We start from the raw sequence: 24,214 nt of genomic DNA on the forward strand, positions 1-24,214 counted from the left end.
TTCCTTTGATGTCAGATCAGGTAGGCGGCCAGGGAAGACTGCACGGCCGGATCTTCGAGCATTGCGCTGGCGCGGAAAAACCGCATGATGTTGCCCACCAGGGGATGCCCCGGGGTGATCGGGAAGTCCATGGCTTCGACCTCCTGGCGCAAGGCCGCCTTGACCTGTTCGCTGGTGTCCAGGTGGGCGATCAGCGCCAGGTCGAAGGCTTTCTGGATGTCGTTGGTCAGGTAGTGGCTGAGGAACACCGGCATGATCGAGGCCAGGATCTGCCGGTCTTCAGCCGGCGCCGCACTCCAGTAGATGCGCGTCAGCCGCGCCCAGAAGCTCGAATGCCGGCCCTCGTCGGCCAGGTGGTCAGCCATCAGGCCCTTGACCGACTCCTTGACTGTGTCGTCGCGGGCGAAGGCGGCGACATCATTGGTCAGGGTGTTCTCGGCGACTGCTACGCAGATCAGTTCCACGGCCGCTTTCAGGTGCTCGGGGGCCATCTCCATGGCTGTGGGGATCGAGCGGCTGAGCTCGATTTCCCGGGGCAGGGTGATGGGCTCGATACCGGTAAGCTCGATGGTCTGCTGCAGGTAGTCCATGGCCACCAGGGCGTGATAATCCTCGTCCACCACCACGGTCATGGCGTCGTAACGACAGGCAAACGGAAAGCGGATCGCAAAGCTGTCCTTGGCAATGCTGCGCGCGGTCTTGTCGACAATCTCGGTTTCGAAGATCACCACGTCATTAATGAACTTGTAGAGACTTTGCACCAGGGCAAAGTCTGTCAAGTGCGGGCACTGTTCCATAAATACCGCGCTGGTGACCAAGGGTTGACGACTGGTCGGATAGATCAACTTTCCGTCATCTTCCACGGTGCGCCGCGGACGCGTTCGAATGGTCGCTCGCCGCTCCCAGGAATCGGCGAAAGACTGATACTCATGTGCGTTCATTTAACCTTGCCCACCGTTCAATAGTAATGAACTTCAAATAACAGGCAGCCCTGATCCGAATGAAACGGACCATGTTCCGTGTGCGCCGCGCGAAAGAAGTAACTGCCTTGCCCGTACGTTCTTTGTGCACGCCCGGGTGCGGCCTGTTCGGTTTGATCACCTTCGATCAGATACACTTCCTCGTGATAATCATGGGTATAGATTTCACGCGTTCCGCCGCCGGGGTTAAAGCGCACCAGGCGTGTGCGGATACCGGTGCGGGTACTGGCGTCGAGGGTGTCCTTGAACACCGTCAGGGTGATGCCGCGCTCGCTGCTGACGGCTTGCCAGGTGGCCTGGTCGTGCTCGATAACTTCGAACTTCATGCGACGCACTCGGCGATCTGCACGGCCATTTCGGCGCGCAGTTCGTCCCACAGCACGCGGCGGCTTTCGACCGCGGCAATGGCGGCGGCGTAGACTTCCTGCTGGCGCTGCGGGTCGCCCTGAACCAGGCGATCGAGCAGTTTCTCGGCGGCCGGGCCGTGGTCGTCCGAGTCAACGTCGATATGGCGCTGCAGGTAGTAGCGGAAGGTCGGGGCCTGGTCGGCGCCGATGTCCCAGTCATCGAGAATGGTCTGAAACATCCGTGGGATCACGCTTTCACGCCCGTGCAAAAAGGCTGCCGCGACTTCATGAGGCTTGGCGTTGATGGCGGTGTCGAGGGTATTGCTGACAAAACGCACGGCTGCCGGCGAGGCATGGCAATGCTGCAGGGCTTCGTCAAGCCCGACGCCACCGCGCAGCAGGCGGACAAAATGCTCGATACGGTCGGTGCTCGCGCCAATCTCGCGCATGGCATGCAGGTACAGTTCGAAGTGGCTGTAGTGGCCGCCCTGCAGGTTCTGGTCGGACTCTTCACCGAGGACGATTTCGTTGATCAGGTGGGCCGCGGCCGGATCCAGCGGTGGTAGCCACGGCAGGCGGGTGCAGGTCAGTTCCTGCTGCAGGCGCTTGGTCAGCGACATGAAGTCCCACACCGCAAAAACATGGGTTTCCATGAAGGTGCGCAATACCTGCAATGAGCCGATTTCAGCAAAGATCGGATGGTTGCCAAGTTCGGTTTTGTTATTTTCAAGAACGGCTTTTTGATTGTGCATGTTTTCCTCGGTTATCAGGTTTTTTGTCGGAATATAAAACAGCGTTATCGTTTTTAGGGCAGCCGCACAGGTGACCAGAAACTGGCCTGTTGGCACGTTTGCGTCATGCAGTGGCCGGCACCGATAGGGCGCCAGGCAACGGAAAGCTAAGACATAAGAAGTTACAAATCAAGACGTGCTGAACATAAAATTTAAGCGTCGATTAATAACTTGCAGACACGCCAAAAAGGCAACTTCATTGCTGAAGTTGCCAGGCGGCAAGAGGCTGTTAATAGCGATTTTTATCGCTATTTAATTAGGATTAACACAATCCATACCACTGAACTCCCTGTTCGCTTATACCGTTATAACTTTAAATTACATGAAACTTCAGGCCGCACGCTGGGTGCGCAGCACCAGCGCTGCCACTGCGCAGCCAATCAGGGCCAGGCAGGCGACATAAAACGCATCGCTGTAGGCCATCAGGTACGCCTCGCGGCGTATGGTTGCAGCCAGACCCTCCAGTATCTGCTGCTGTTGCGGCAGCCAGGTGTGCACCGCCTGGTTGAGGCGCTCCTGCAAACCGGGCGAAAACACCGTGACATGTTCGTGGATGCGTTCGCTGTGGTAGCGCTCGCGGGTGGCAACGATCTGCGTCAGCCCGGCAGTGCCGATGGCGCCGCCCAGGTTACGCAGCATGGAAAACACCGCCGATGCCGAGCCGGCTTCGCGCTTGTCCAGGCCCGCCACCGCCAGCACCGACAGCGCCACCATGATGAACGGCTGGCCGATGCCGCGAACCACGGTGGAGGGGATGATCACGTTGTCTGCGCTGTCGACGTTGAGGCTGGCGCCCAGCCAGCAGCCCAGGGCCATGATCAGAAAACCGCTGGCAACCATGAACTTGGCGCTGGTCCAGGCCATCAGCCGTGGCATCAGCGGCGCCAGCAGCAGTTGCACCAGGCCATAGGCGATCAGGCTGACGCCGACATCGCGGGCGCTGAAACCCTGCAACTGCGAGAGGTAGTTGGGTACCAGGAACACCAGGCCGAAGGTGGCGCCGCCAAAGATGAACATGGCCACGCTAGCCACGCCAAAGTTGTAGCGCCCGAGCAGGCGCAAGTTGATGAAGGCGCGGCTGCCGTACAGCTGGGTGACCACGAACACCACCAGGGCGATCCCGGCAGCCACCGACATGCCGAGGATGTAGCCCGAGCCGAACCAGTCCAGGCGCCCACCTTCCTCGAGCACGATCTGCAGGCCGCCCAGCCCCACGACCATGGCGAAGATCCCCAGCCAGTCGCCGCGGCGCAGCAACTCAAGCTTCATCGGCTTGGCCTCGATCGACCAGGCGATGGCAATCAACAGCGCCACGCCGGGGAACAACTGCAGGTAGAAAATCCAGCGCCAGGAATAGGCATCGGTCAACCAGCCGCCAATCGACGGCCCCGCCGCCTGGGCAACACTGTTGGACAGGCTGAACAGGGCCATGCCCATGGCCATCTTGCTGGCCGGCAGTTCGGTGATGATCAGCTGGAACGACAGCGGGATCAGCACCGCGCCGGCCGCGCCCTGGATCACCCGGATGATGATCATCGCCTCGAGGTTGGGTGCCCAGGAGCAGGCGATGGAAGCCAGCAGGAAGATGAACGAGCCGGTCCACATCACCCGGCGCATGGAGAACACCTCGACCAGCCAGGCCGTCAGCGGAATCATGACGATCTCTGCCACCAGGTAGGCGGTCGAGATCCACGAGCCTTCCTCGAAACTGGCACCCAGCGAGCCTCTGATTTCCGGCAGCGCGGCGCTGGTGACGTGGACGTTCATGCCGGCCATGAAGCAGCCGAACAAGCCGCCGATCACGGCCACCCAGGCCCGCAACGAGACCGGTTGCTCAGTGCTCATCGGCAGGCTCCCCACGGGTGTCGACGGTGGTTACCACCGACATCCCCGGCAGCACCTGCACGCCGTCCTCGGCCTGGTCGAGCAGGATGCGCACAGGAAAGCGCTGGACGATCTTGGTGAAGTTGCCGGTGGCGTTGTCCGACGGCAGCAGGGCAAAGACATTGCCCGAAGCCGGCGAGAAGCTGGCCACCCGGCCGCGCAGGTGCTGGCTGGAAAAACTGTCGATGCTGATTTCCACCGGCTGCCCCGGGCGCATGCGGGCCAGCTGGGTTTCCTTGTAGTTGGCAACCACGTAGGTCTGGTGCAGCGGCACTACCGCCAGCAGCGGCTGGCCGGGGACCACGTATTGCCCGGCACGTACCCGGCGCTGGCCGACCACGCCATCGATAGGGGCGCGGATCACCGTGTCCTGGCTGTCCTGGTCGGCCAGGGCGTGCCGGGCCTTGGCGCTGGCCAGGGCTGCCGATCGTTGTTTGATCTGCGCCTCGGCCAGCAGCGCCTGGGCCTTGGCCATCGCCAGTTGCGACTGTTGCTCGCGCAGCCGGGCCTGGGCGCTTTGCAAGGCGGCGCGGGCCTGGATGGCATTGGCGTTGGCCGATTCCAGGCGCTGCACGGTGGCGGCGTTGTCGCGCACCAGGCCCTGGTAGCGCTGCATGTCCAGTTCGCTGCGGCGCCGCTCGGCCTCGGCGCTGTGCACAGCTGACTCGGCCTGGAGGATGGCTTGCTGCTGCTGGTTGATGTGCTCGACCGCCACCTGCTGGCTGGCCTGGGCGGCGGTCAGCGCAGCCTGGGCCTCGGCGACCCCGGCTTCGGCCTGGTCACGACGGGCCTGGTAGTCGCGGCTTTGCAGGCGCACCAGCACGTCGCCGGCTTTCACTGCCTGGTCGTCATCGACTTCGACCCGGGCGACATAGCCGGCCACGCGCGGGCTCAAGGCCACCCAGTCGGCGCGCACGTAGGCGTCATCGGTGGTCTCCAGGAAGCGCCCGGTGCTGAACCAGTAGCCGCCGAACACCAGCACCGCCACCACGCTCAGGCCGCCTGTGGCGTACAGCGCCAGGCGCCGCCGGGTGAGGGTGCGCGAAGGGGCTTGGTGCTGCTGCTCGTCGGCAGCCAGCGGTGGTTTTTCAACGGCAATATTCATGGTTGCTTTCCAGTTTCGGTAGATGCGCTCTGCACCAGGGTCGCGGCCGCAGCCGGTGGCGTTTGCCAGCTGCCGCCCAGGGCCCGGAACAGATTGATTTGTGCTCGCGCCAGGCGCCCCTGGGCCTCGACATGGCGGGCGCGGACGCTGATCAGGTCGCGCTCGCTGTCGAGCACCTCGAGGGCATCGACGGCGCCGGCGCGATAGTTGTCCTGGGCCAGGGCAAAACCGCGCTGGCTATGCGCCAGGGCGCTGTCCAGGGCCTGGGCCCGCTGGCGTTCACCGTCGTAACCGGCCAGGGCCTTGCGCACGTCCTTGAGCGCGTTCAGGGCCACGCCGCGGTAGTGGGCGATCTGTGCTTGTTGCAGGGCCCGGGCCTTGTTGACCCGCGCGCGGTTGGCCTTGATGTTGGGAAACTCCCAGCTGATCAGCGGGCCGACGGCGAACATCACCGCACTGCTGTCCCCGAGGTTGGAGAGGTGATGATCGGAGGACGTCAGCGAGGCACCGAAGCTGACCTTCGGGTACAGGTCGGCCTTGACGATGTCGACTTCCAGGTCAGCGGCGCGCAGGTCGCGCTCGGCCTTGCGCACATCCGGGCGACGGGCCAGCAGTTGCCAGCCGTCACCACCAGGCAGTGGTGCCTTCAGGGTCGGGATGCTCCGGCAGGCACTGGCGCCGGCAGCAATCGCCGCAGGCGGCTGGCCACTGAGCACGCTCAGTTCGAACAGCGCCATCTGCCGCCGCGCTTCAAGCATCGGCAGTTGCGCGCGGACCTGCTCGCGCAGCCCGCGCAGGCGCACCGCATCGAGTTCGGTAGCGATCCCGGCCTGGCGCTGGCGGTCACTGAGCTGCACGCTGCGCTCCAGGGTCTGCAGGGATTGTTCGGTCTCCTGGATGCGCGCGCCATAGACGCATTGATCGACATAGGCGCGGCTGGTCTGGGTCACTACCTGCAAGCGCACCAGGTCCAGGGCCTCACGGGTCGCCTCGGCCTGGGCACGGGCGCGCTCGATGGCGGCCCGCACCTGGCCCCAGACATCGACCTGGTAGGCCAGCTCGATGCCGGGGTTGAACTCCCATTGCGACGGCGCGTGGCTGTCGGTGGCCTGGGCCAGGGTCTGGTCGTCGGCGCTTTTGCCGTAACTGGCGCCGAACTCCAGCGAGGTCGAGGGCCAGAGCCTGGCGTCGTACTCGCCGATGCCGGCCAGCATGGCCTGCACGTTGGCCTCGGCCTGGGCCAGGTCCTGGTTATGCTGCAGGGCTTGGCGGACCCAGGCATTGAGCTGCGGGTCCTGGTACAGCTCCCACCAGCGTTCGGGCAAGGCCTGCTGACTGACGCCGGCGGGCAGGCCGGCCAGCGGATCGGCCTGCAGTGCCAACGGCGCCGGGGTCGTCGAGGAGTGGCCGGTGCACGCCGAGAGCACAGCCAGGAGGCTGGTGGCGGCGAAAAGCCTGGCGGGGAAAGGCGGGGATCGAAGTAAACGCATCACGAAAGTCACATCTAGGGTCGTGATGCCAGATTAACGAGGGGCGTGCAGCGCTTCTGCCGCAAGCGGGACAACCGTGGCCGTGACCGGGACAACCTCGCCCGGCAGCGAGGAGGGCGCGGCGGCCTTCCTCGCTGCAGGTGTCAGTGGGCGCGCGAGGCGTTACCTTCCAGGGCGCTGACCTGCCAGTCGCGAGGGGTGTAGCCGAGGATGCGCTTGAACATCGCGGCAAAGGCGCTGGCGCTCTGGTAGCCATGTTCGAGCGCCACATGCAGGATCGGCATGCCTCCGGCCAGGCGCTGCTGGCTGAGAATCATGCGTGTGCGGGTGCGCCATTCACCGTAGGACATCCCCACCTCGCGCTGGAACAATCGCGCCACGGTGCGTGCACTCATGTTCAGCTGCGCGCCGCATTGCTCCAGGGTGAGGTCTTGCGCGGGGTCTTCGAGAAAGCGCTCGCACCAGGCCCGCAGGCGTGGATGCTGTGGCACCGGCACATGCGCCTCGATGCGTTCGGCCGCTTCCAGCTCGCGCTGAATCAGCGCACGCACATGCTCGCCCAACGACTCATCGCGCTGCTCCTGCATGCGTGATGAGGCCAGGATAAGCTCGCGCAGCAGCCCCGAGACCACGATCACCTGGCAGCGGTCGACCCGCGAGCTGAGCAGCAAGGTGCGCATGCTCACTTCGCCGCTCATGCGCACCTCATGACCGATCCCTGCCGGTACCCACAGGGCGTGCCCGCAGGGGATCACCCAGTTGCCTTCATCGCTGCACACGCGCATGACGCCGCTGGTGGCGTAGATCAGCTGGTCCTCGACATGGCAGTGGCTGCCCACTACCTCGCCATGTTCATAGTCCATCGCTAATGGTTCCATGCCTGGCTCTCCCTCAGGCCGAAACGGTGGCGGTGCGCAGCGGCTCGAGCAAGCCCTGGCGGGTTGCCCGCGACACCGCACCGACGACCGCCTTGAGCGACGCCTGGAGGATGCTGTTGTCTTTGCCGACGCCAAACAGCAGCTGGCTGTTGACGCGGATTTCGACGTAGGCGATGGCCTCGGCCTGGGCGCCGTCACGAATGGCATGCTCGTGGTAGTCGGCAATGTCGAAGTTCAGGCCCTGCTGGGCGAAGGCATTGACCAGCGCCGCCAGCGGCCCGTTACCTTCGCCGCTGAGCGCCAGGCGCGCACCGTCGATGTCCAGCTGGGCATCGAGGAAGGTGCAGGTGTCTTCGCTGGCAAGCCTTGGCTGCAGCAGGGTGTAGGGCTTGCCTTGCTCAAGGTAGTTATCGGTGAAGCACGACAGGATCATGTCACTGGTGATCTCCTGGCCGGCCTCGTCAGCCACCCGTTGCACCAGGCCGCTGAACTCCATCTGCAGGCGCCGCGGCAGGACGATGCCGTGCTGCTCGAGCAGGTAAGCCACGCCGCCTTTGCCGGACTGGCTGTTGACCCTGATCACCGCTTCGTAACTGCGGCCCATGTCGGCCGGGTCGATCGGCAGGTAGGGGATCTGCCAGTAGCCCTCGGGGTTGTTGCGCCGGTGGGCGAAACCTTTTTTGATGGCGTCCTGGTGCGAGCCGGAAAACGCCGTGAACACCAGTTCGCCGGCATACGGGTGGCGCGGGTGGGTCGGCAACTGGTTGCAGAACTCGACTTCGCGCTGCACGTGGATGATGTCCGAGAAGTCCAGCTGCGGGCTGATGCCGCTGGTGTAGAGGTTCATCGCCAGGGTCAGGATATCGACGTTGCCGGTGCGCTCACCGTTGCCGAACAGGGTGCCCTCGACCCGCTCGGCGCCCGCCAGGCAGGCCTGCTCGGCGGTCGACACGCCGGTGCCGCGGTCGTTGTGCGGGTGCACGCTGATGACCACGCTGTCGCGGCAGCTTAAGTGGCGGCAGAACCACTCGATCTGGTCGGCGAAGACGTTGGCAGTCGACACCTCGACGGTGGTCGGCAGGTTGAGGATCATCTTGTTGGCCGGCGAGGGCTGGAACACCTCGGTCACCGCCTCGCAGATCTCCAGGGCGAAATCCAGCTCGGTAAAGCAGAAGGTCTCGGGCGAGTACTGATAGGTCCACTGGGTCTGCGGATTGGCCTGCATGTGGGCCTTGATCTCGCGGGTGGCCTGGGTAGCGATGTCGATGCAGCCGGCGCGGTCTACCCCGAACACCACTTCGCGAAACACCGGTGCGGTGGCGTTGTAGACGTGGACAATGGCCCGTGGCACGCCCTTGAGGGCCTCGAAGGTGCGCTCGATCAGGTGGCTGCGCGCCTGGGTCATCACCTGGATGGTGACGTCGTCAGGGATGGCGCCGCTCTCGACCAGCTCGCGTACGTAATCGAAGTCGGTTTGCGACGCCGCCGGGAAACCCACCTCGATCTGCTTGAAGCCGACCTTGACCAGCAGGTCGAAGAAGCGTCGCTTGCGCTCGGCGTTCATCGGTTCGATCAGCGCCTGGTTACCGTCGCGCATGTCCACACTGCACCAGGTCGGGGCGACCTGCTGGACCCGGTTCGGCCACTGGCGGTCCGGCAGGTCGACGGTGGTGAAGTGACGGTACTTGGTAGAAGGATCCTTCAACATCATGGCGGCGTTCTCCTGTGCCTACGGTTTTGCGCAGCGCCGGTTGCCCGCGAGCAACCGATGCCAATCGCAGATGGGATCCAATTCTAGCGCTGTTACATCTAGAAATAATTGCTAATTTTGCCAGTGAGGGGTGAAGAAGCCTTTGTTGATCGCCTTAAAGTTGAAGTTATTGGTGATTTATTGCGCTGAAATATTTTTATGTGCATATCCTCACCATTTGAACGCCTGCCTGCGACGCTCAGCCGCAAATTGCACCTGGCCTCAGCCGGCGCTATCGGCCAGGCACGCATAGACCACCAGCTCGACCAGCATTTCTTCCCGCGCCAGGCCCGCCACCACCAGCGCCGCGCGGTTGGGGTAGGGCGCCTGGAAGTACTCGGCGTACACCGCATTGACCGTCGCCAGGTAGCTGCGCTCGGTGACGTAGATCAGCACCTGGACCACGGCCTGGAGCGAGCTGCCGGCGGCGTGCAGGGTGTGCTTGAGGTTGTCGAGGGTCTGGCGCGCCTGGGCTTCGATGCCGCCGGCCACCACCTGGCCCTGGGCATCGATGGGGATTTGCGCGGTGTACAGCGTGCCGTTGCCGACCACTGCCCATTCCAGCGGGGCTTTGGCGGCGAATAGCTCGGTCTTGATGGCGTATTTCATCGAGGGTGTCCTTGTAAGTCGAAGGGCGAACAGTCAATCGGCATCGCTGCCGCCGCCGGCACCGTGCCGGCGCGAGGCTTCGCTGCTTTCCACCAGCACGTGTTCGGCCCGTTGCTTGAGCCGCTGCCAGGTTTCTGGGCTGACGCTAAAGCCCTGGCCAAGCGCCGCGTGCACGCGCCCCTGGGGCTGGGCCGGCGCTGGCGGACGGCTGAAGGTGACGGTAATGCTCTGCTCAAGCGGGGCGGCGCCAGCATGCGCTTGCAGGTGCAATTGCGGGCGGTTGCTGCCGGCAGCAAAGGCGGCGATGTGTACCTGGCGGGCATCGCTCCAGCGCGCCTGGACCTTGAGCCCCAGTTCGGCGGCGCGGCACAGGTAGCCAAGCAACAGCAGGCGGTTGTGGCAATGCTGGATACGCAACACTGCCTGGCCGCTGGCCTGCGCCTTGGCCAGGGCCAGCTCCACGGCAGTGGCGGCGCAGCGCAGTACGCTCTGGCCCTGGGCATCGATCACCAGCAGGGCGTTGTCTTCAAAACTCAGGGCAAAGGGCTGCCGGGCTTCGCGCTGCAAGTAGTCGAGGGCCTTGTCCACGGCGCCGAGGCCGTCCAGCCCTTGCAGTTGCAACCAGCCGATCATGTCGGCGGCGTCTTCGCAGTCGCCGGGGGCAAAGCCCATGCCTTCGAAGGCTTTGCGGCACATCACCTGGATTTCATTGAGCGATACTCGCATGGTCACTGGGCTCCGTCCGGCATCACTGCAAAGTTCCAGTCGTCGGCGAACGGCTGGCCAATGTCACTCACCAGCGGCGCCCCCTGAAACAGGGTGATACGCACCCAGCGGCTGGATTTGGGGTCGAACTTGCCGGCGCCGAAGAACGCCAGTTTGCAGCGCAGCAAGTGGATCGGCAGCATGTCGTGGGCCAGCAGGTTGGCGCGGATCTCGCCATAGGCGCACAGGGCCATGCCTTGCAAGCGGCGCACCGTGCCCTTGAAGGCCGGCTGGGCGATCAGAAAGTGCGCGGTCAACTCCCCGGGATGGGCGCACAGGTGCTCCACCAGGGCGTGGTAGCAACGCTGGATGTTACGGGCGATGCCCAGCTGCATTTCTTTGTCGGCGCCCGGTTCCTTGGCGCGCATGCCCAGGCGCGGCTCTTCTTTTTCCGCCGAGCGGTACCAGAAGAAGTGCTCGGCATCGCTGGCACTGAAGTCGTAGGCCAGGGCCCAGGCGTAGTGGTTTTCGATCAGCTCGCGCAGCTCGGCCAGGGGCATCTGCGCCTGCAGGCGCCAACCTTCGTTGACGCCCATCTGCTCGGCCAGCGGCGTCACTTGTTCGGGGTACAGCTCCAGCAACAGGCTCACCAGCAGTTCCTGGCAGCCGATGCCGGCGTGGGTTTCGCTCCAGGCCAGCAAGCGCGGCCACAGGTCGGCGCTGGCCGGCTGGCGGTTGAGCCAGTCGCCCAGGGCGGCCAGCTCGGCCAGGGTTTGCTGGTCTTGCTGGTGCTGGCGCAGGTCTTCGGTCAGGGTTTGCCGCAGGTGCAGCTGCGCCCGTTGCAGCAGCGCCTGCAAGCGCTGCAGGCGGGCCGGCTCGGCCGCTTGCGCGAGCACCCGGCCCAGGGCGGTTTCCCGGGCCCAGAGCCACTGGTTGACCAGTTGCGGGTGGTTGAGCAGAAACGGCGCCATGCCCAGCCCGGTCGAGTTGCCGACGCCCAGGTAGCGCTGCAGCGCCGGGGCGAGGGTGACCGCTCGCTGCGGATCGCGGGCGCGGGCCATGTGCTCGATCTGTTCGATGCTGAAATGGCGCAGCAGGTACACGGTGAACATCTGCGCGCTGAACGGCTGGTTGAAGTCGGGGTTGTCCTGCAGGCAGCCGAAGTCGGCGATGCCGAACTTGCCGTTGCCGTACACGGCGGTGGTGCGGTACAGGTAGCCGACGTCGGCCAGTTGCCGCGGGTCGGGCTGGGTGCCCTCGGCCAGGGCGCTGACGAAACGTTCGAAATTGCGCAGGCTGCGGTTGGCCCGAGACAGCACCAGTACCCGCGCATCGAAGCGCCCGGCTTCCTGCAACGGCACGTTGCGCTGCAGGTCGGCCAGTTGCGCCGCGTCGATATCGCCGGCAACCAGCACGAAGCACACATCCCATTGATCGGCGATCACCCGGTCGCTGCGTTTTTCCGGCGGCAGGTAGGCCGAGAAGATCACGCAGTGGTAGTGCGCGTTCGGCGTGTCGATGCGGTAGATCGCGGTGCCGAAGCCTTCAGCGTCAAGGTCGAAGCGGCTGCGCTGGATGCGCCACTGCTGGTTCATCATCCGCCGCATGCTGCTGCGCACGAAACTCAACGGGCTCTGGAAGTGGCTGCCCAGCCGGGCCAGGTCCATGACCTGGCTGGCGGGGCGCAACGCGGGTGCGGCAGGGGCGGAGCTGGACATTGTTATTGTTCCTGGCTGCATCATGGTCAGAGGCCTTGTTCGCGGGCCATGTGCCGGGCGATGCGCACGGCATCCCACAGCGCTGGCAGGATCACCAGCGACACCGGCACCGCGGTGATGACGATAAACGACTGCAGGGCGGTGACGCCGCCGGCGCCGATGGTAATCAGCACCACCGCAGCCAGGCCCATGCCGATCGCCCAGAAGCCGCACAACCATTTCTTCGGCTTGTCGTTGCTGGACATCGCCAGGGCCACGGTGAAGGCCATGGCGTCGCCATTGGTGGCCACCGAGATAAAGCTCAAAAACAGAAACAGCGCGCTGATCAGGCCACCCAGCGGCAGGTTCTGGGTGACGCCCAGCAGCAGGTCTTCGGGCTGGCTGCCATGGGCGGTGACGATCCCCGGGGTTTGCAGCTCAAGGCCGATGCCGGTGCCACCAACCACGGTGAACCAGAACATGGTCACCAGCGGGGCGATGATCGACAGGGTCATGATGATCTCGCGAATGGTCCGGCCCCGCGAGATCCGTGCGACGTACAGCGCCACCATAGGCGCGTAGCCAATGAACCAGCCCCAGTAGAACACCGTCCACCAGTCCAGCCACTTGGGATCGGCGCGGAACATCGTCAGCGGGATGAAGTGCTCCACATGCAGGGCGAAGGCCGAAGGAAAGCCGCCGAGGATGAACAGCGTCGGCCCGAACACCACCATGAACAGCGCAAGCCCCAGCATCAGCCAGACGTTGATTTCGCTGACGAAGCGGATGCCCTTGAGGCCCACCAGGCATGAGGTGGTGTACATCAAGGTGACCAGCACGATGGTGATCGACTGGGTGACGATGCCGTTGGGCACGCCCCACACCGCATGCAGGGCGCTGCTGATCTGCAGGCCAAGGAAGCCGATCGGGCCGATGGTGCCGGCGACCACGGCGATGATCGAGGCGGCGTCGGCGAAGGTGCCGATCGGGCCTTTCAGGGCGCGTTGGCCAAACAGCGGGTAGAGCAGGGTGCGCGGCGCCAGGGGCAGGCCCTTGTCGTAATGCAGGTGCATCAGCACGATGGCCAGCAGGCTGCCGAGCACCGCCCAGGCCAGAAAGCCCCAGTGCACGAACGACTGCGCCAGTGCCGCGGTGGCCGCCGCTTGAGTGTGCGGGGCGATGCCGGCGAAGAACGGTGGCGGGCTGGCAAAATGCATCAACGGCTCGGCCGCCGCCCAGAAGGCGCCGCCGCCGGCGAGCAGGGCGCACATGATCACCGCGATCCAGTTGAAGGTGCTGATGTCCGGGCGCTGGCTGACGCCGCCCAGGCGCACGCGCCCGCATTTGGAGAAACCGATGCCCAGGCTGACCACGAAGGTCGCTAGCATCAGTACCTGCCAGTACAGGCCAAAGGCCTTGGTCGACCAGGCGAACAGGGTGTTGACCAGGGTCGAGACAACGTCGATGTCGACCAGCGCGGCGATCAGGAACGCACCGAGAAAACCGCCGCTGATCACGAACAGCGGCCAGTCGATGTCCCGCGCGAGCGGCAGGCCCATGGCCTGGCGGTCAGCCTGCAGGGTGGTTGGGTTTTTCATGAAGCCTCCGGAACCTGCGATTGTTGTTATTGTTGATGCTGTCCGTGCAGGGATGGCTCAGGCCTGCGCCGTGGTGGCGGTTTCCATCAGGCGCAGCCAGTTCAAGCCCATGATCTTGCCGACATCCTCTTCGGCGAAACCGCGGGCGCGCAGGCCCCGGGCGATGTTGGTGAAGTCACGGCTGTCGCGGAACCAGCCCAGCGGCTCGGGCCAGTTGGCGTTGTCGCGGGAGCCTTCGCCGTAGTCCTTGTCCTTGCTCCAGCGGCCATTGCGCATCCATTCGAGCACCGCCAGCGGTTGCGCCTGGCACAGGTCGGTGCCGATGCCAATGTGCTCGACGCCCATCAGGTCGGCCGTGCTGGCGATCATGTCGCAGAAGCTTTCGAGGCTGCAGCTGGAGGCGCCCTTGAGGTGGAACGGGTAGGTGCTGAAGCCCAGCAGCCCGCCCGACTCGGCGATGCCGCGCAGCACTGCGTCGGACTTGTTACGCTTGGCGGCATGGAAGCTCGACGGGTTGGCGTGGGAGATGATCACCGGCCGGCTCGACAGCTCGATGGCTTCCAGGGTGCTGCGTTCGGCGCTGTGGGACATGTCGATGAGCATGCCGACACGGTTCATCTCGGCGATCACCTGGCGGCCGAAGCGGCTGATGCCGTTGTCTTCGCGCTCGTAGCAGCCGCTGGCGAGCAGGCTCTGGTTGTTGTAAGTGAGCTGCATGACGAACACCCCGAGCTGGCGGAAGATTTCCACCAGGGCGATGTCGTCCTCGATCGGCGAGCAATTCTGGAAGCCGAAGAAGATCCCCACCCGGCCTTCCTGCTGCGCCAGGCGGATGTCGCTGGCCGAACGCACCGGGCGGATCAGCTCGGGCCAGGTTTCGAAACGGCGGTTCCATTCGCCCAGGCGCGAGAGGGTTTCCCGCGCGTTCTCGTGGTAGGCGATGGTGGCGTGCACCGCGCTCAAGCCGCCGGCTTGCATTTGGCGGAATATGTCCGGGCTCCAGTTGGAGTACTGCAGGCCGTCGATCATCAGCAGGTCGTGCATGGCAGTTACTCCCTCAAGGGCGGACATAAACGGTCTTGACCACGGTATAGAAGTCACGGGCGTACTGGCCCTGTTCACGCGGGCCGAAGCTTGAGGCTTTGCGCCCGCCAAACGGCACGTGGTAGTCGGTGCCGGCAGTCGGCAGGTTGACCATCACGCAGCCGGTCCGGGCGCGGCGCTTGAACTCGCAGGCATAGCGCAGCGACTGGGTGATGATCCCGGCGGTGAGGCCGTATTCGGTGTCGTTGAGGGTGGTCACGGCCTCGTCGAAATCGGCCACGCGGATGACGCAGGCGATGGGCCCGAACACTTCCTCACGGTTGATGCGCATGTCGTTGTGGCTGTCGATGAACAGCGCCGGGCGCATGTAGTAGCCGTCGCTGTCCAGCTGCAGGCGCTCACCGCCTTCGACCAGGGTGGCGCCTTCGGCCTGGGCCAGGCGCAGGTACTCAAGGTTCTGTTGCAGTTGCCGCGCCTCGGCGACCGGGCCGATCTGCACGCCGGCCGCCAGTGCATGGCCGACCTTGAGCTGGCGCATGCGTACCCGCAGGGCCTCGACAAAGCGGTCATGGATACCGGCGCAGACAATCAGCCGTGATGACGCCGTGCACTTTTGCCCGGTACCGAAGAACGCCCCGTTGAGCGCGCATTCGACGGCAGTGTCGAGGTCGGCATCGTCCATTACCACCAGGGCATTCTTGCTGCCCATCTCCAGCTGGCAGCGCACCAGATTGGCGGCGGTCGCCTGCGCCACGTGACGGCCGGTGGCCAGCGAGCCGGTGAAAGTCAGGGCGTCGATCTCGGCCGACTGCACCAGGGTTTCGCCAACGCTGGCACCGCTGCCCATCAGCAGGTTGAAGGTGCCGCGGGGCAGGGCCTGGCGGCTGATGATCTCGGTTAGCGCCCAGGCACTGGCCGGCACCAGGTTGGCCGGCTTGAACACCACGGCGTTGCCGAAGGCCAGGGCCGGGGCGATCTTCCAGGCGGCGGTGGCCATGGGGAAGTTCCATGGGGTGATGATGGCGACCACGCCGACCGGTTCGCGGTGCACCTCGATATCGATGCCGGGGCGCACCGAGGCGGCGGTTTCGCCCATCTGGCGCAGCACCTCGGCGGCGTAGTAATGGAAGAACTGGCCGCTGCGATTGACCTCGCCGATGCCCTCGGCCAGGGGCTTGCCTTCTTCGCGCGAGAGCAACTGGCCGAGCTCCTCCTTGCGGGCGATCAACTCGTCGCCGATGGCCATCAACACCTGCTGGCGCGCTTCCAGGCCGCTGGCGGCCCACTGCGGTTGCGCGGCGCGGGCGGCCTGGATAGCCAGGCGGGTCTGCTCGGCAGTGGCCTGGTGGTACTCGCCGATCAGGTCGCAGGTGTCCGAGGGGCTGTGGTTGCTCAGCGTGGTGTGACCGTCGCACCACTGGCCATCGATGTAGTTTTTGTAGGGAGTGAGTGACATTGAGAAGCCTCCGTTTGCCTAGCTCTCATCTTGCGAGCAATATGACGCAAATAAAAATTAATAAAAAAAATGATTCGATAAGGATTGCTAAGATGCTGCCCGAGCTGAAAATCGCCCAGATCCGCTACTTCCTGCTGGTGGCCGAGCTCAAGAGCTTTAACGCCGCTGCCCGCCAGGCCTACCGCACCCAGCCTGCGGTATCGCTGGCGGTGCGTGAGCTTGAGCAGAAGCTGGGCCAGGCGCTGATCGAAAAGGGCGGTGGGCGGGTCGAGCTGACGCCCTTTGGCGAGCACTGCCTGCCGCTGTTTCGCGGCCTGATCGAGCACCACGACCGGATTGCCCGCGAGGTGTCACTGCTGGTTCAGCACGAGATTGGCCAGGTCAGCATCGCCACCGTGCCGTCGGTGGCCAGCCGCGTGCTGCCGGCGCCGCTGGCGCGTTTCGTCGCCGAGCACCCGAATATGCAGATCAGCATCCAGGACGGCAGCGCCGACAGCGTCCAGCAACTGTTGACCCAGGGCCAGGTGGATTTCGCCATCAGCAGCCTGTGGATGGCCGACGAGCAGATCGAGTTCGCGCCGATGCTCCACGACCAGGTCGGGGTGGTGTGCCGCGCCGATCACCCGCTGGCGCTGGCCGGCGAGGCCTTGCACTGGTCGCAGCTGCAGGGCCTGGCAATGATCCGCAACGGCACCTCGCGGCTGCTCGAAGGCACCGACGCCGAGGGCCTGCTGGCCCACAGCCGGCTGTTCGTCTCCAACATGATTTCGCTGATCGCCATGCTCGAAGAGGGGGTTGGCATCAGCACGCTGCCGTACCTGGCCTTCCCCCTGGAGAACGACAAACTGGCCTTCCTGCCGCTGGCCGAGCCCAAGGTCGAACGCCAGATCGGCCTGTTGACGCGCAAGGGCCGCAGCCTGTCGCCAGCGGCGCAGGCATTGATGACGTTCTTGAAGGCGCACGCCCTGACGTAGTTCTATTTATAAAAATTATTAACTAGTCATTTGGCCTTCACCACCGGGCGTGAGTTATGACAGGCACGTGAAGTGGCTGGGTTCCTGGGCTGCCAGCATCAATTCCAGCGGAACCGGGGCCAGCCCCTCAAGGGCGGCGGGGGCCTGGAAACCCACCACCAACAGCGGCTGGCGCTCGCTTGGCTCGTTTGTGCCTGCGGCCACGGCGTTGATCATTCGGGCGTGGTTGGCTGCAATTTCAGTGAGGGTAGACACGTGACTTCTCCGGTGACCGAGCAAGGCGTTTGCTGGCGTCCATAAGCGTTAGGTTGAGTCGCCGTTGCGTCAGGATTACGTCACCCGACGACGACAGCGCCAGCCTGTGCAATCTGCAGGCCAAGCCTTGTCAAAAAACAGACAGGCCTGGCCGGTTTGCGATGGACGGAGTGACCTCCGGCTGTTCTACGGCTCCTGGCCCTGACGCAAGCGTGTGCTGATCAGCGCCGCCAGCACCAGCATCGCCGCGATCAGCCACAGGCCGTTGCGGGTATTGCCGGTGGTCTGTTCGATCAGGCCCATCACCGACGGCCCGACAAAGCCGCCGAGCAGCCCGCAGGTGGTGACGAAGGCCAGGCCCGCCGCCAGGGCGTTGCCGCTCAGGCGGCTGGAGGGGAAGACGAAGATGATCGACTGCACCACGAACAGCATTAACGCGGTCAGCGAGAAACCGATCAGGCCGATGAACGAGTTGGACAACGACGCCAGCAGCAAGCCGGCGGCCATGGTCAGCAAACCGAAGAACAGCAAGGTACGGCAGCGCCCAGGCGAGGTCGCCAGGCGTGGCAGGGTGGCGGCGCCGATCGCCGCGGCAATCCACGGCACCGAGGTCAGCAGGCCGATCTGCAACGGGGTCAGGGCGGCGTAGGTGCCAATAATGCCCGGCAGAAAGAAGATCACCGTATAGATGGTGATCTGGTGCACGAAATACACCGCGATCGCCAGCCAGATCTGCTTGTCGGCAAACATCTGGCCGAGCCGGCTCTGTTGCGGCGCGGCGGCTTTTTCGGCGTTCAGCCGCCGCTCGATGTCCTGAGCGTCGGCCGCCGACAGCCAGGGCGCCGAGGCCGGGCCGTCCGGTAGTTTTTTCCACACCACATAGGCCAGGGCTACCGCCGGCAGGCCTTCGATGACGAACAGCCACTGCCAGCCATGCCAGCCCAGCAGGCCATCGAGTTCGAGCAAGGCGCCGCCCAGTGGGCCGCTGAGAATATTCGCCAGGCACACCCCGAGCAGGAAGTAACCGGTGGCCCGCGCCCGTTGCTCACGGTCGAACCAGTAGGTCAGGTAGAGCATCACCCCGGGGAACAGGCCTGCCTCGGCTACGCCCAGCAGCAGGCGCATGATGTAGAACGAGGTTTCGCCCTGGACGAAGGCCATGCCCGCCGACAGCAGGCCCCAGGTGATCATGATGCGGGTGATCCAGAAGCGCGCGCCGACCCGGTGCATGATCAGGTTGCTCGGCACTTCGGCCAGCGCGTAGGTCAGGAAGAACAGCCCGGCACCCAGGCCATAGGCTGCGGCCGAAAGGCCCAGGTCAATGCCCATGCTGGCCTTGGCCAGGGCAATGTTGGTGCGGTCCAGAAAGCTCATCACGTAGACCACGATCAGCAGCGGCATCAGCTTGCGCAGGAGCAGGCGGTTCAGGCGCTGGTCGTCGGCGACGGCAGGCGCGGCGGCCGCTGTCGCAGTAGTGAGGATTGTCATTGTTTTTTCCCCGTCAAATGTGCGAACTGCGCGCCGCAGGTGCTGCGGCGCGCAAGGGTAGGTCAGTCAGTCACGGTTGATGTCCAGCCACACGGCGCCATCGGGATACTGGTAGCGCTCCAGTGTTTCGGCGTGCATTTCGATGCTGTAGCCAGGGCGTTGCGGCGGCATGTAGCGACCGCGGCGGATCACCACCGGGTCGATGAAGTGTTCGTGCAGGTGGTCGACGTACTCCAGCACGCGGTTGTGCAACGAGGCCGAGACGGCAATGTAGTCGAACAGGGCGATGTTCTGCACATATTCGCACAGGCCGACGCCGCCGCCATGAGGGCACACCGGCACATCGTACTTGGCCGCCATCAGCAGCACGATCAGCACCTCGTTGAGGCCACCCAGGCGCGCGGCATCCAGCTGACAGAAATCCAGTGCCCCGGCCTGGAACATCTGCTTGAACATCACCCGGTTGTGGCAATGCTCGCCAGTGGCGACGCCGATCGGTGCAATGCGCTGGCGGATCGCAGCGTGGCCGAGAATGTCATCGGGGCTGGTCGGCTCTTCGATCCACAGCGGCTCGAAGACCGCCAGGCGGCGCATGTTGGCCACCGACTCATCGACGCTCCAGACCTGGTTGGCGTCCATCATCAACGTGCGCTCCCAGCCCATCTCGTCGCGCAGGATGCCGGCGCGGCGAATGTCGTCTTCAAGGTTGGCACCGATTTTCTGCTTGATATGGGTCCAGCCTTCGGCGATCGCCTCGCGGGTCAGCTGGCGCATTTTCTCTTCGCTGTAGCCGAGCCAGCCGGGTGCGGTGGTGTAGCCCGGGTAGCCTTCGCGCAGCATCTGCGCCTCGCGCTCGGCCTTGCCTGGCACCTGGCGGCGCAGCAGGGCGATGGCTTCTTCGGGGGTGAGCACGTCGGTGACGTAGCTGAAGTCCAGGCAGCCCACCAGTTGCTCGGGGCTCATGTCGGCGAGCAGCTTCCACACCGGCTTGCCTTCATGCTTGGCCCACAGGTCCCAGACGGCGTTGACGATGGCGGCGGTGGCCAGGTGGATCACGCCCTTTTCCGGGCCCAGCCAGCGCAACTGGCTGTCGCCCGCGGTAAAGCGATGCCAGAAACCGCCCATGTCGGCGACGATGTCTTCAAGGGTCAGGCCGACGATCAGCGGCGCAAGCGATTGCACGGCGGCGGCGCAGATCTCGTTGCCGCGCCCGATGGTGAAGGTCAGGCCGTGGCCTTCGAGGTGGGCGGCATCGGTGTGCAGCACGACATAGGAGGCCGAGTAGTCCGGGGCGCTGTTCATCGCGTCGGAGCCGTCCAGCGACAGCGAAGTAGGGAAGCGGATGTCGCGAACACTCAGGTGGGTAATGCGTATGCTCATGGCGGGCTCTTGTTCTGGGGTGGCACAGGGAGGCCTGACTGTAGGTTGTCGAGCGATACAGGCATAATCGCCAATTCCTAAGTAGGGATACCGGATTTGATATGTCTTCCAAGCCCGAGCACGCGCTACCGGCCCCCGCCAGCCTGGGGGCGCTGAAAATCTCCAGCCGGCAGATCACCTTGCTCAATGCCCTGGGCGAGTTCGGCAATTTGCGCCGCGCCGCTGCGGCGATGCACACAACCCAACCTGCGGCCAGCCTGTTGTTGCAGCAACTGGAAGAGCGCCTCGGCGTGCGCCTGTTCGAGCGCTTGCCTCGGGGCATGCAGCCGACCCTGTATGGCGAGGTGATGATCCGTTATGCCCAGGGCGCCCTGCACGAGTTCGAGCACGCCCAGGCGCAGATCGCTGAACTGGCCCGTGGTGCTGCAGGCCTGGTACGGGTCGGCAGCGTCATGGGCCCGGTGCCGGGGCTGCTGACCCAGGCGGTGCTGGCCTACAAGCGCGAGCATCCCAAGGTGCGTATCTCGCTGGAGGTTGGTACCAGCGACACCTTGCTGCCGTCGCTGCTGCGCGGCGATTTCGACCTGGTGGTCGGGCGCCTGCCGGACCAGAGCGACAGCCATGAGCTGAACATCGAGTTGCTCGACAGCGACGAACAGATGCGCGTGGTTGCCCGTGCCGGCCATCCGCTGGCCAGTGCCGCACGCCTTGCGCTGGCCGACCTGGTGGAGCTGACCTGGATCCTCCACCCGATCGGCAGCCCCATGCGCCGGCGGGTCGAGAACGCCCTGCAGGCGGCGGGTATGGTGCAGTCGCTGGACATCGTCGAGACCGCGTCGATCCTCGCCACCACGGCCATGCTCGAAGCCTCGGACATGATTGCAGTGGTGCCCAACGACGTCGCCGAGCATTATGCCCGTTACGCCATGGTTGCCATCCTGCCGGTTGAACTGCCGATCTCGATGGTCAACCTGGGGCTGCTGACCTTGCGTTCGCGGCCGCGCTCGGTAGCCCTGGACACCTTGCTGCACTACCTGCGGGCCCAATAGCCATGCGCTTTCATCTGCAAGAGGCAGTTCGTTGATGGCTTCAGATATTACCCACGCCAGTTTCTGCAACTGGATACGCTTCAAGCACCTGGTGTTGATCGACACCCTGGCGCGCACGCGCAACATGCACGCCACCGCCACGCGCATGAACCTCAGCCAGCCGGCCTTGAGCAAGATGCTGCGCGACCTTGAAGAGCAGTTCGGCTTTGCCCTGTTCGAGCGCCTGCCGCGCAGCATGCCGCCCACCGAACTTGGCGAGTACGTGGTGCGCTATGCGCAAGGGGCGCTGGCCGAGTCGCAGCAGTTCGTCGACCAGGTCAACCGCCTGCGCAAGGGCGGCCATGGCTTTATTCGCGTCGGCGGGATTTTTGCCGCGACGCCCCTGGTGCTGCCCCAGGCGATTGCCGCGATCAAGGCGCGCAGCCCGCTGCTGTCGATCGAAGTGGTCGAGCAGTCCAGCGACCACCTACTGGCCATGCTTGAGCAGAACAAGCTCGACCTGATGATCGGCCGCTTCACCGAGGAGCGCTTCAGCCAGCTGTTCGACTTCCAGGCCCTGGAGCCGGAACCCTTCAGCCTGGTGGTCAACAAGGATCACCCGCTTATTCAGCAGGGCGACACGCCACTGCAGGCACTGGGCGACTGGCCCTGGGTGTTGTACCCGGTCGGCACGCCGTTGCGCGAGCGTCTGGAGCAGGCCTTCAGGGCGGCCGGCATCGCCACCCCGGCCGACAGCGTCAACACCATCTCGATGCCGATGTTCCTGCATCTGCTCGAGTCCGGGCCGATGATTGCCATGTTGCCGCGCTCGATGGTGGCGGCGCAGTTGAGCAGCGGCCAGTTCTGCGAGCTGCAGTCGCCGTTGCAACTTGCGCCGCTGGAGTACGGGGTGATTACCCGCAAGGACGAACCCTTGAGTGCTTCGGCCCAGGCGTTTGTCGACCTGCTGCTGGATTTCGCCCGCCAGCGCCGTGCGGGGCAGGGCACCGCCAGCGATTGATAAATACGGCTCGCTGAGTGCATGCGATAACCCTGGGTTATCGCTTGATCGGATCATCTCATTGGGAATGTTGCGCCCGGCTCCTTAGAGTTATCGCAGATTCGCCCGGCACAGCTCGGGCGGCGCCATAACAAGAAGCCGGCCGCATCCGCCCTGAGAGGTCCCATGCAACTGATTGCCAGCACTCACAGCGGCGACCCTGCCGTTATCCGCCTGAACCCCCTGGACAATGTACTGATTGCCCGCCAGGCCCTGGTGGAAGGCCAGCGCCTGGACGCCGAAAACATCACCGTGCGCCAGCCGATCCCCTCCGGGCATAAAGTCGCCACTGAGCGCGTCGAGCAAGGCCAGCCGCTGCGCCGCTACGGGCAGATCATCGGTTTTGCCTCGCAAGCGATCGAGGCCGGCGAGCATGTGCACGTACACAACGTCGAGATGGGCGATTTTGCCCGCGACTATGCCTTCGGCGTCGACGCCAGGCCAACGCCTGCCAGCGAGGCGCAGTTCCAGGGCATCGTGCGTGCCGACGGCCGGGTCGCGACGCGCAACTACATCGGCATTCTCACCTCGGTTAACTGCTCGGCCACCGTCGCCCGCGCCGTGGCCGACCACTTTCGCCGCGACATTCACCCCGAGGCGCTGGCCGCCTACCCGAACATCGACGGCGTGGTCGCCCTGACCCATGGCGCCGGCTGCGCGGTTGACCCCGGTGGTGAAGCCCTGGGCCTGCTGCGCCGGACCTTGGGCGGCTACGCCATTCACCCCAACTTTGCCGCCGTACTGATCATCGGCCTGGGTTGCGAGACCAACCAGATCGAAAGCCTGCTGCAAACCCAGCAGTTGCAAACCAGCGATCAGTTGCGCGCCTTTACCATTCAGGGCATCGGCGGTACCTCGAAGACCATCGCCGCCGGCATCGAGCAGGTCAAGGCGCTGCTGGCCGACGCCAACCAGGTCAAGCGCGAGCCGGTCAGCGCCCGCCATCTGGTCGTCGGCCTGCAATGCGGCGGCTCCGACGGCTACTCGGGAATCACCGCCAACCCGGCCCTGGGCAATGCCGTTGACCGCCTGGTGGCGGCCGGCGGCACCGCGATTCTTTCGGAAACCCCGGAGATCTACGGCGCCGAGCATCTGCTCACGCGCCGCGCGGTCAGCCGCGAAGTGGGCGAGAAGCTCATCGCCCGCATCCATTGGTGGGAAGACTACTGCCAGCGCATGAACGCCGCGCTGAACAACAACCCCTCGGCTGGCAACAAGGCTGGCGGCCTGACCACGATTCTGGAGAAATCCCTCGGCGCAGTGGCCAAGGCCGGCTCCAGCAACCTGGTGGACGTCTACCAGTACGCCGAAGCGGTGCGCGCCAAAGGCCTGGTGTTCATGGACACCCCCGGCTACGACCCGGTCTCGGCCACCGGCCAGGTCGCCGGCGGCGCCAACCTGATTGCCTTCACCACCGGCCGGGGTTCGGCCTACGGCTGCGCGCCGGCGCCGTCGATCAAGCTGGCCACCAACAACCGGGTGTTCGAGCACCAGTTCGAAGACATGGATGTGAACTGCGGCGGCATCGCCGACGGCAGCACCAGCATCGAAGAACGCGGCGCCTACATCTTCGAGCAGATGCTGCGCATCGCTTCCGGTGAGCGCAGCAAGAGTGAACAGCACGGCTACGGGCAGAACGAATTCGTGCCCTGGCAGACCGGTGCCGTGACCTGATTGACAGCCCTGCAACCTTCT

Annotated in this window: 21 protein-coding genes; 4 read left to right on the top strand and 17 right to left on the bottom strand. The window is 64.7% G+C overall.

All coding sequences use genetic code 11. From position 1 onward, the window contains the following. Positions 1 to 11 precede the first annotated feature (11 nt). The 14 genes from ABIE20_RS01130 to ABIE20_RS01195 all read right to left on the bottom strand — a co-directional run bounded on the left by ABIE20_RS01130 (position 12) and on the right by ABIE20_RS01195 (position 16,334). Positions 12 to 941 (bottom strand): diiron oxygenase, encoded by a 930-nt coding sequence (locus ABIE20_RS01130; protein ID WP_429502069.1) that lies wholly within the window; start codon positions 939 to 941, stop codon positions 12 to 14. Positions 942 to 958: 17 nt separating this feature from the next. Beyond that, the gene (locus ABIE20_RS01135) at positions 959 to 1,306 is read right to left on the bottom strand and encodes a DUF4437 domain-containing protein (RefSeq protein ID WP_429502071.1); all 348 of its coding nucleotides are present in this window, start codon (positions 1,304 to 1,306) and stop codon (positions 959 to 961) included. Then, entirely contained in the window at positions 1,303 to 2,079 is a 777-nt protein-coding gene (locus tag ABIE20_RS01140) for a DUF3050 domain-containing protein (RefSeq protein ID WP_429502073.1), read from the bottom strand. Before ABIE20_RS01140 ends, ABIE20_RS01135 begins: the two co-directional genes overlap by 4 nt. Before the next feature lie 369 nt (positions 2,080 to 2,448). Beyond that, positions 2,449 to 3,963, bottom strand: coding sequence for a DHA2 family efflux MFS transporter permease subunit (locus tag ABIE20_RS01145; protein WP_429502075.1), 1,515 nt, complete (start codon positions 3,961 to 3,963; stop codon positions 2,449 to 2,451). Next, on the bottom strand, positions 3,953 to 5,107 hold the full coding sequence (locus ABIE20_RS01150) for an HlyD family secretion protein (RefSeq protein ID WP_429502076.1): 1,155 nt from the start codon (positions 5,105 to 5,107) through the stop codon (positions 3,953 to 3,955). Before ABIE20_RS01150 ends, ABIE20_RS01145 begins: the two co-directional genes overlap by 11 nt. After that, on the bottom strand, positions 5,104 to 6,597 hold the full coding sequence (locus ABIE20_RS01155; protein ID WP_429502378.1) for an efflux transporter outer membrane subunit: 1,494 nt from the start codon (positions 6,595 to 6,597) through the stop codon (positions 5,104 to 5,106). The genes ABIE20_RS01150 and ABIE20_RS01155 overlap by 4 nt, the downstream gene beginning before the upstream one ends. A gap of 143 nt (positions 6,598 to 6,740) precedes the next feature. Beyond that, complete coding sequence (locus ABIE20_RS01160) at positions 6,741 to 7,475, bottom strand: AraC family transcriptional regulator (protein WP_429502078.1); 735 nt, start codon at positions 7,473 to 7,475, stop codon at positions 6,741 to 6,743. Between the two features lie 13 nt (positions 7,476 to 7,488). Then, entirely contained in the window at positions 7,489 to 9,186 is a 1,698-nt protein-coding gene (gene leuA, locus ABIE20_RS01165) for a 2-isopropylmalate synthase (protein ID WP_429502080.1), read from the bottom strand. A gap of 261 nt (positions 9,187 to 9,447) precedes the next feature. Next, positions 9,448 to 9,834, bottom strand: coding sequence for a RidA family protein (locus ABIE20_RS01170; RefSeq protein WP_429502082.1), 387 nt, complete (start codon positions 9,832 to 9,834; stop codon positions 9,448 to 9,450). A gap of 33 nt (positions 9,835 to 9,867) precedes the next feature. Then, entirely contained in the window at positions 9,868 to 10,560 is a 693-nt protein-coding gene (locus ABIE20_RS01175) for a DUF3726 domain-containing protein (protein ID WP_429502084.1), read from the bottom strand. 2 nt (positions 10,561 to 10,562) lie between these two features. Continuing rightward, on the bottom strand, positions 10,563 to 12,257 hold the full coding sequence (locus ABIE20_RS01180) for a hypothetical protein (RefSeq protein ID WP_429502086.1): 1,695 nt from the start codon (positions 12,255 to 12,257) through the stop codon (positions 10,563 to 10,565). A gap of 26 nt (positions 12,258 to 12,283) precedes the next feature. Next, positions 12,284 to 13,834 (bottom strand): BCCT family transporter, encoded by a 1,551-nt coding sequence (locus ABIE20_RS01185; protein WP_429502088.1) that lies wholly within the window; start codon positions 13,832 to 13,834, stop codon positions 12,284 to 12,286. A 57-nt stretch (positions 13,835 to 13,891) separates the two neighbouring features. Continuing rightward, a complete protein-coding gene (locus ABIE20_RS01190; RefSeq protein WP_429502090.1) occupies positions 13,892 to 14,878 on the bottom strand; it encodes a dipeptidase in 987 nt (328 codons plus the stop codon). Positions 14,879 to 14,891: 13 nt separating this feature from the next. Then, positions 14,892 to 16,334 (bottom strand): aldehyde dehydrogenase family protein, encoded by a 1,443-nt coding sequence (locus ABIE20_RS01195; protein ID WP_429502092.1) that lies wholly within the window; start codon positions 16,332 to 16,334, stop codon positions 14,892 to 14,894. A 92-nt stretch (positions 16,335 to 16,426) separates the two neighbouring features. Here ABIE20_RS01195 and ABIE20_RS01200 point away from each other — a divergent pair, with 92 nt between their 5' ends. After that, positions 16,427 to 17,308, top strand: a complete 882-nt coding sequence (locus tag ABIE20_RS01200; protein ID WP_429502094.1) for a LysR family transcriptional regulator — start codon at positions 16,427 to 16,429, stop codon at positions 17,306 to 17,308. 54 nt (positions 17,309 to 17,362) lie between these two features. On the opposite strand, the gene ABIE20_RS01205 is transcribed toward ABIE20_RS01200, so the two are convergent. The 3 genes from ABIE20_RS01205 to ABIE20_RS01215 all read right to left on the bottom strand — a co-directional run bounded on the left by ABIE20_RS01205 (position 17,363) and on the right by ABIE20_RS01215 (position 20,431). Continuing rightward, positions 17,363 to 17,563, bottom strand: a complete 201-nt coding sequence (locus tag ABIE20_RS01205) for a hypothetical protein (RefSeq protein ID WP_429502096.1) — start codon at positions 17,561 to 17,563, stop codon at positions 17,363 to 17,365. Between the two features lie 186 nt (positions 17,564 to 17,749). Continuing rightward, positions 17,750 to 19,051, bottom strand: coding sequence for an MFS transporter (locus tag ABIE20_RS01210; RefSeq protein WP_429502098.1), 1,302 nt, complete (start codon positions 19,049 to 19,051; stop codon positions 17,750 to 17,752). A gap of 66 nt (positions 19,052 to 19,117) precedes the next feature. Next, positions 19,118 to 20,431 (bottom strand): L-fuconate dehydratase, encoded by a 1,314-nt coding sequence (locus ABIE20_RS01215; RefSeq protein WP_429502100.1) that lies wholly within the window; start codon positions 20,429 to 20,431, stop codon positions 19,118 to 19,120. A 101-nt stretch (positions 20,432 to 20,532) separates the two neighbouring features. On the opposite strand from ABIE20_RS01215, the gene ABIE20_RS01220 reads away from it, so the two are divergent. The 3 genes from ABIE20_RS01220 to ABIE20_RS01230 all read left to right on the top strand — a co-directional run bounded on the left by ABIE20_RS01220 (position 20,533) and on the right by ABIE20_RS01230 (position 24,193). Continuing rightward, complete coding sequence (locus ABIE20_RS01220; RefSeq protein ID WP_429502102.1) at positions 20,533 to 21,480, top strand: LysR substrate-binding domain-containing protein; 948 nt, start codon at positions 20,533 to 20,535, stop codon at positions 21,478 to 21,480. A 34-nt stretch (positions 21,481 to 21,514) separates the two neighbouring features. Next, entirely contained in the window at positions 21,515 to 22,480 is a 966-nt protein-coding gene (locus ABIE20_RS01225) for a LysR family transcriptional regulator (protein WP_429502104.1), read from the top strand. A gap of 165 nt (positions 22,481 to 22,645) precedes the next feature. Further along, entirely contained in the window at positions 22,646 to 24,193 is a 1,548-nt protein-coding gene (locus tag ABIE20_RS01230) for a UxaA family hydrolase (RefSeq protein WP_429502106.1), read from the top strand. Positions 24,194 to 24,214: the final 21 nt, after the last annotated feature.

Source organism: Pseudomonas sp. 2835 (assembly GCF_050435905.1).
In the GTDB taxonomy this organism is placed as follows: Bacteria; Pseudomonadota; Gammaproteobacteria; order Pseudomonadales; family Pseudomonadaceae; genus Aquipseudomonas.

What these genes read in the sequence shown, in the direction of transcription:
- ABIE20_RS01130 (WP_429502069.1), bottom strand. Translation starts at nt 941, where the DNA reads ATGAACGCACATGAGTATCAGTCTTTCGCCGATTCCTGGGAGCGGCGA.
- ABIE20_RS01135 (WP_429502071.1), bottom strand. Translation starts at nt 1,306, where the DNA reads ATGAAGTTCGAAGTTATCGAGCACGACCAGGCCACCTGGCAAGCCGTC.
- ABIE20_RS01140 (WP_429502073.1), bottom strand. Translation starts at nt 2,079, where the DNA reads ATGCACAATCAAAAAGCCGTTCTTGAAAATAACAAAACCGAACTTGGC.
- ABIE20_RS01145 (WP_429502075.1), bottom strand. Translation starts at nt 3,963, where the DNA reads ATGAGCACTGAGCAACCGGTCTCGTTGCGGGCCTGGGTGGCCGTGATC.
- ABIE20_RS01150 (WP_429502076.1), bottom strand. Translation starts at nt 5,107, where the DNA reads ATGAATATTGCCGTTGAAAAACCACCGCTGGCTGCCGACGAGCAGCAG.
- ABIE20_RS01155 (WP_429502378.1), bottom strand. Translation starts at nt 6,597, where the DNA reads ATGCGTTTACTTCGATCCCCGCCTTTCCCCGCCAGGCTTTTCGCCGCC.
- ABIE20_RS01160 (WP_429502078.1), bottom strand. Translation starts at nt 7,475, where the DNA reads ATGGAACCATTAGCGATGGACTATGAACATGGCGAGGTAGTGGGCAGC.
- leuA (WP_429502080.1), bottom strand. Translation starts at nt 9,186, where the DNA reads ATGATGTTGAAGGATCCTTCTACCAAGTACCGTCACTTCACCACCGTC.
- ABIE20_RS01170 (WP_429502082.1), bottom strand. Translation starts at nt 9,834, where the DNA reads ATGAAATACGCCATCAAGACCGAGCTATTCGCCGCCAAAGCCCCGCTG.
- ABIE20_RS01175 (WP_429502084.1), bottom strand. Translation starts at nt 10,560, where the DNA reads ATGCGAGTATCGCTCAATGAAATCCAGGTGATGTGCCGCAAAGCCTTC.
- ABIE20_RS01180 (WP_429502086.1), bottom strand. Translation starts at nt 12,257, where the DNA reads ATGTCCAGCTCCGCCCCTGCCGCACCCGCGTTGCGCCCCGCCAGCCAG.
- ABIE20_RS01185 (WP_429502088.1), bottom strand. Translation starts at nt 13,834, where the DNA reads ATGAAAAACCCAACCACCCTGCAGGCTGACCGCCAGGCCATGGGCCTG.
- ABIE20_RS01190 (WP_429502090.1), bottom strand. Translation starts at nt 14,878, where the DNA reads ATGCACGACCTGCTGATGATCGACGGCCTGCAGTACTCCAACTGGAGC.
- ABIE20_RS01195 (WP_429502092.1), bottom strand. Translation starts at nt 16,334, where the DNA reads ATGTCACTCACTCCCTACAAAAACTACATCGATGGCCAGTGGTGCGAC.
- ABIE20_RS01200 (WP_429502094.1), top strand. Translation starts at nt 16,427, where the DNA reads ATGCTGCCCGAGCTGAAAATCGCCCAGATCCGCTACTTCCTGCTGGTG.
- ABIE20_RS01210 (WP_429502098.1), bottom strand. Translation starts at nt 19,051, where the DNA reads ATGACAATCCTCACTACTGCGACAGCGGCCGCCGCGCCTGCCGTCGCC.
- ABIE20_RS01215 (WP_429502100.1), bottom strand. Translation starts at nt 20,431, where the DNA reads ATGAGCATACGCATTACCCACCTGAGTGTTCGCGACATCCGCTTCCCT.
- ABIE20_RS01220 (WP_429502102.1), top strand. Translation starts at nt 20,533, where the DNA reads ATGTCTTCCAAGCCCGAGCACGCGCTACCGGCCCCCGCCAGCCTGGGG.
- ABIE20_RS01225 (WP_429502104.1), top strand. Translation starts at nt 21,515, where the DNA reads ATGGCTTCAGATATTACCCACGCCAGTTTCTGCAACTGGATACGCTTC.
- ABIE20_RS01230 (WP_429502106.1), top strand. Translation starts at nt 22,646, where the DNA reads ATGCAACTGATTGCCAGCACTCACAGCGGCGACCCTGCCGTTATCCGC.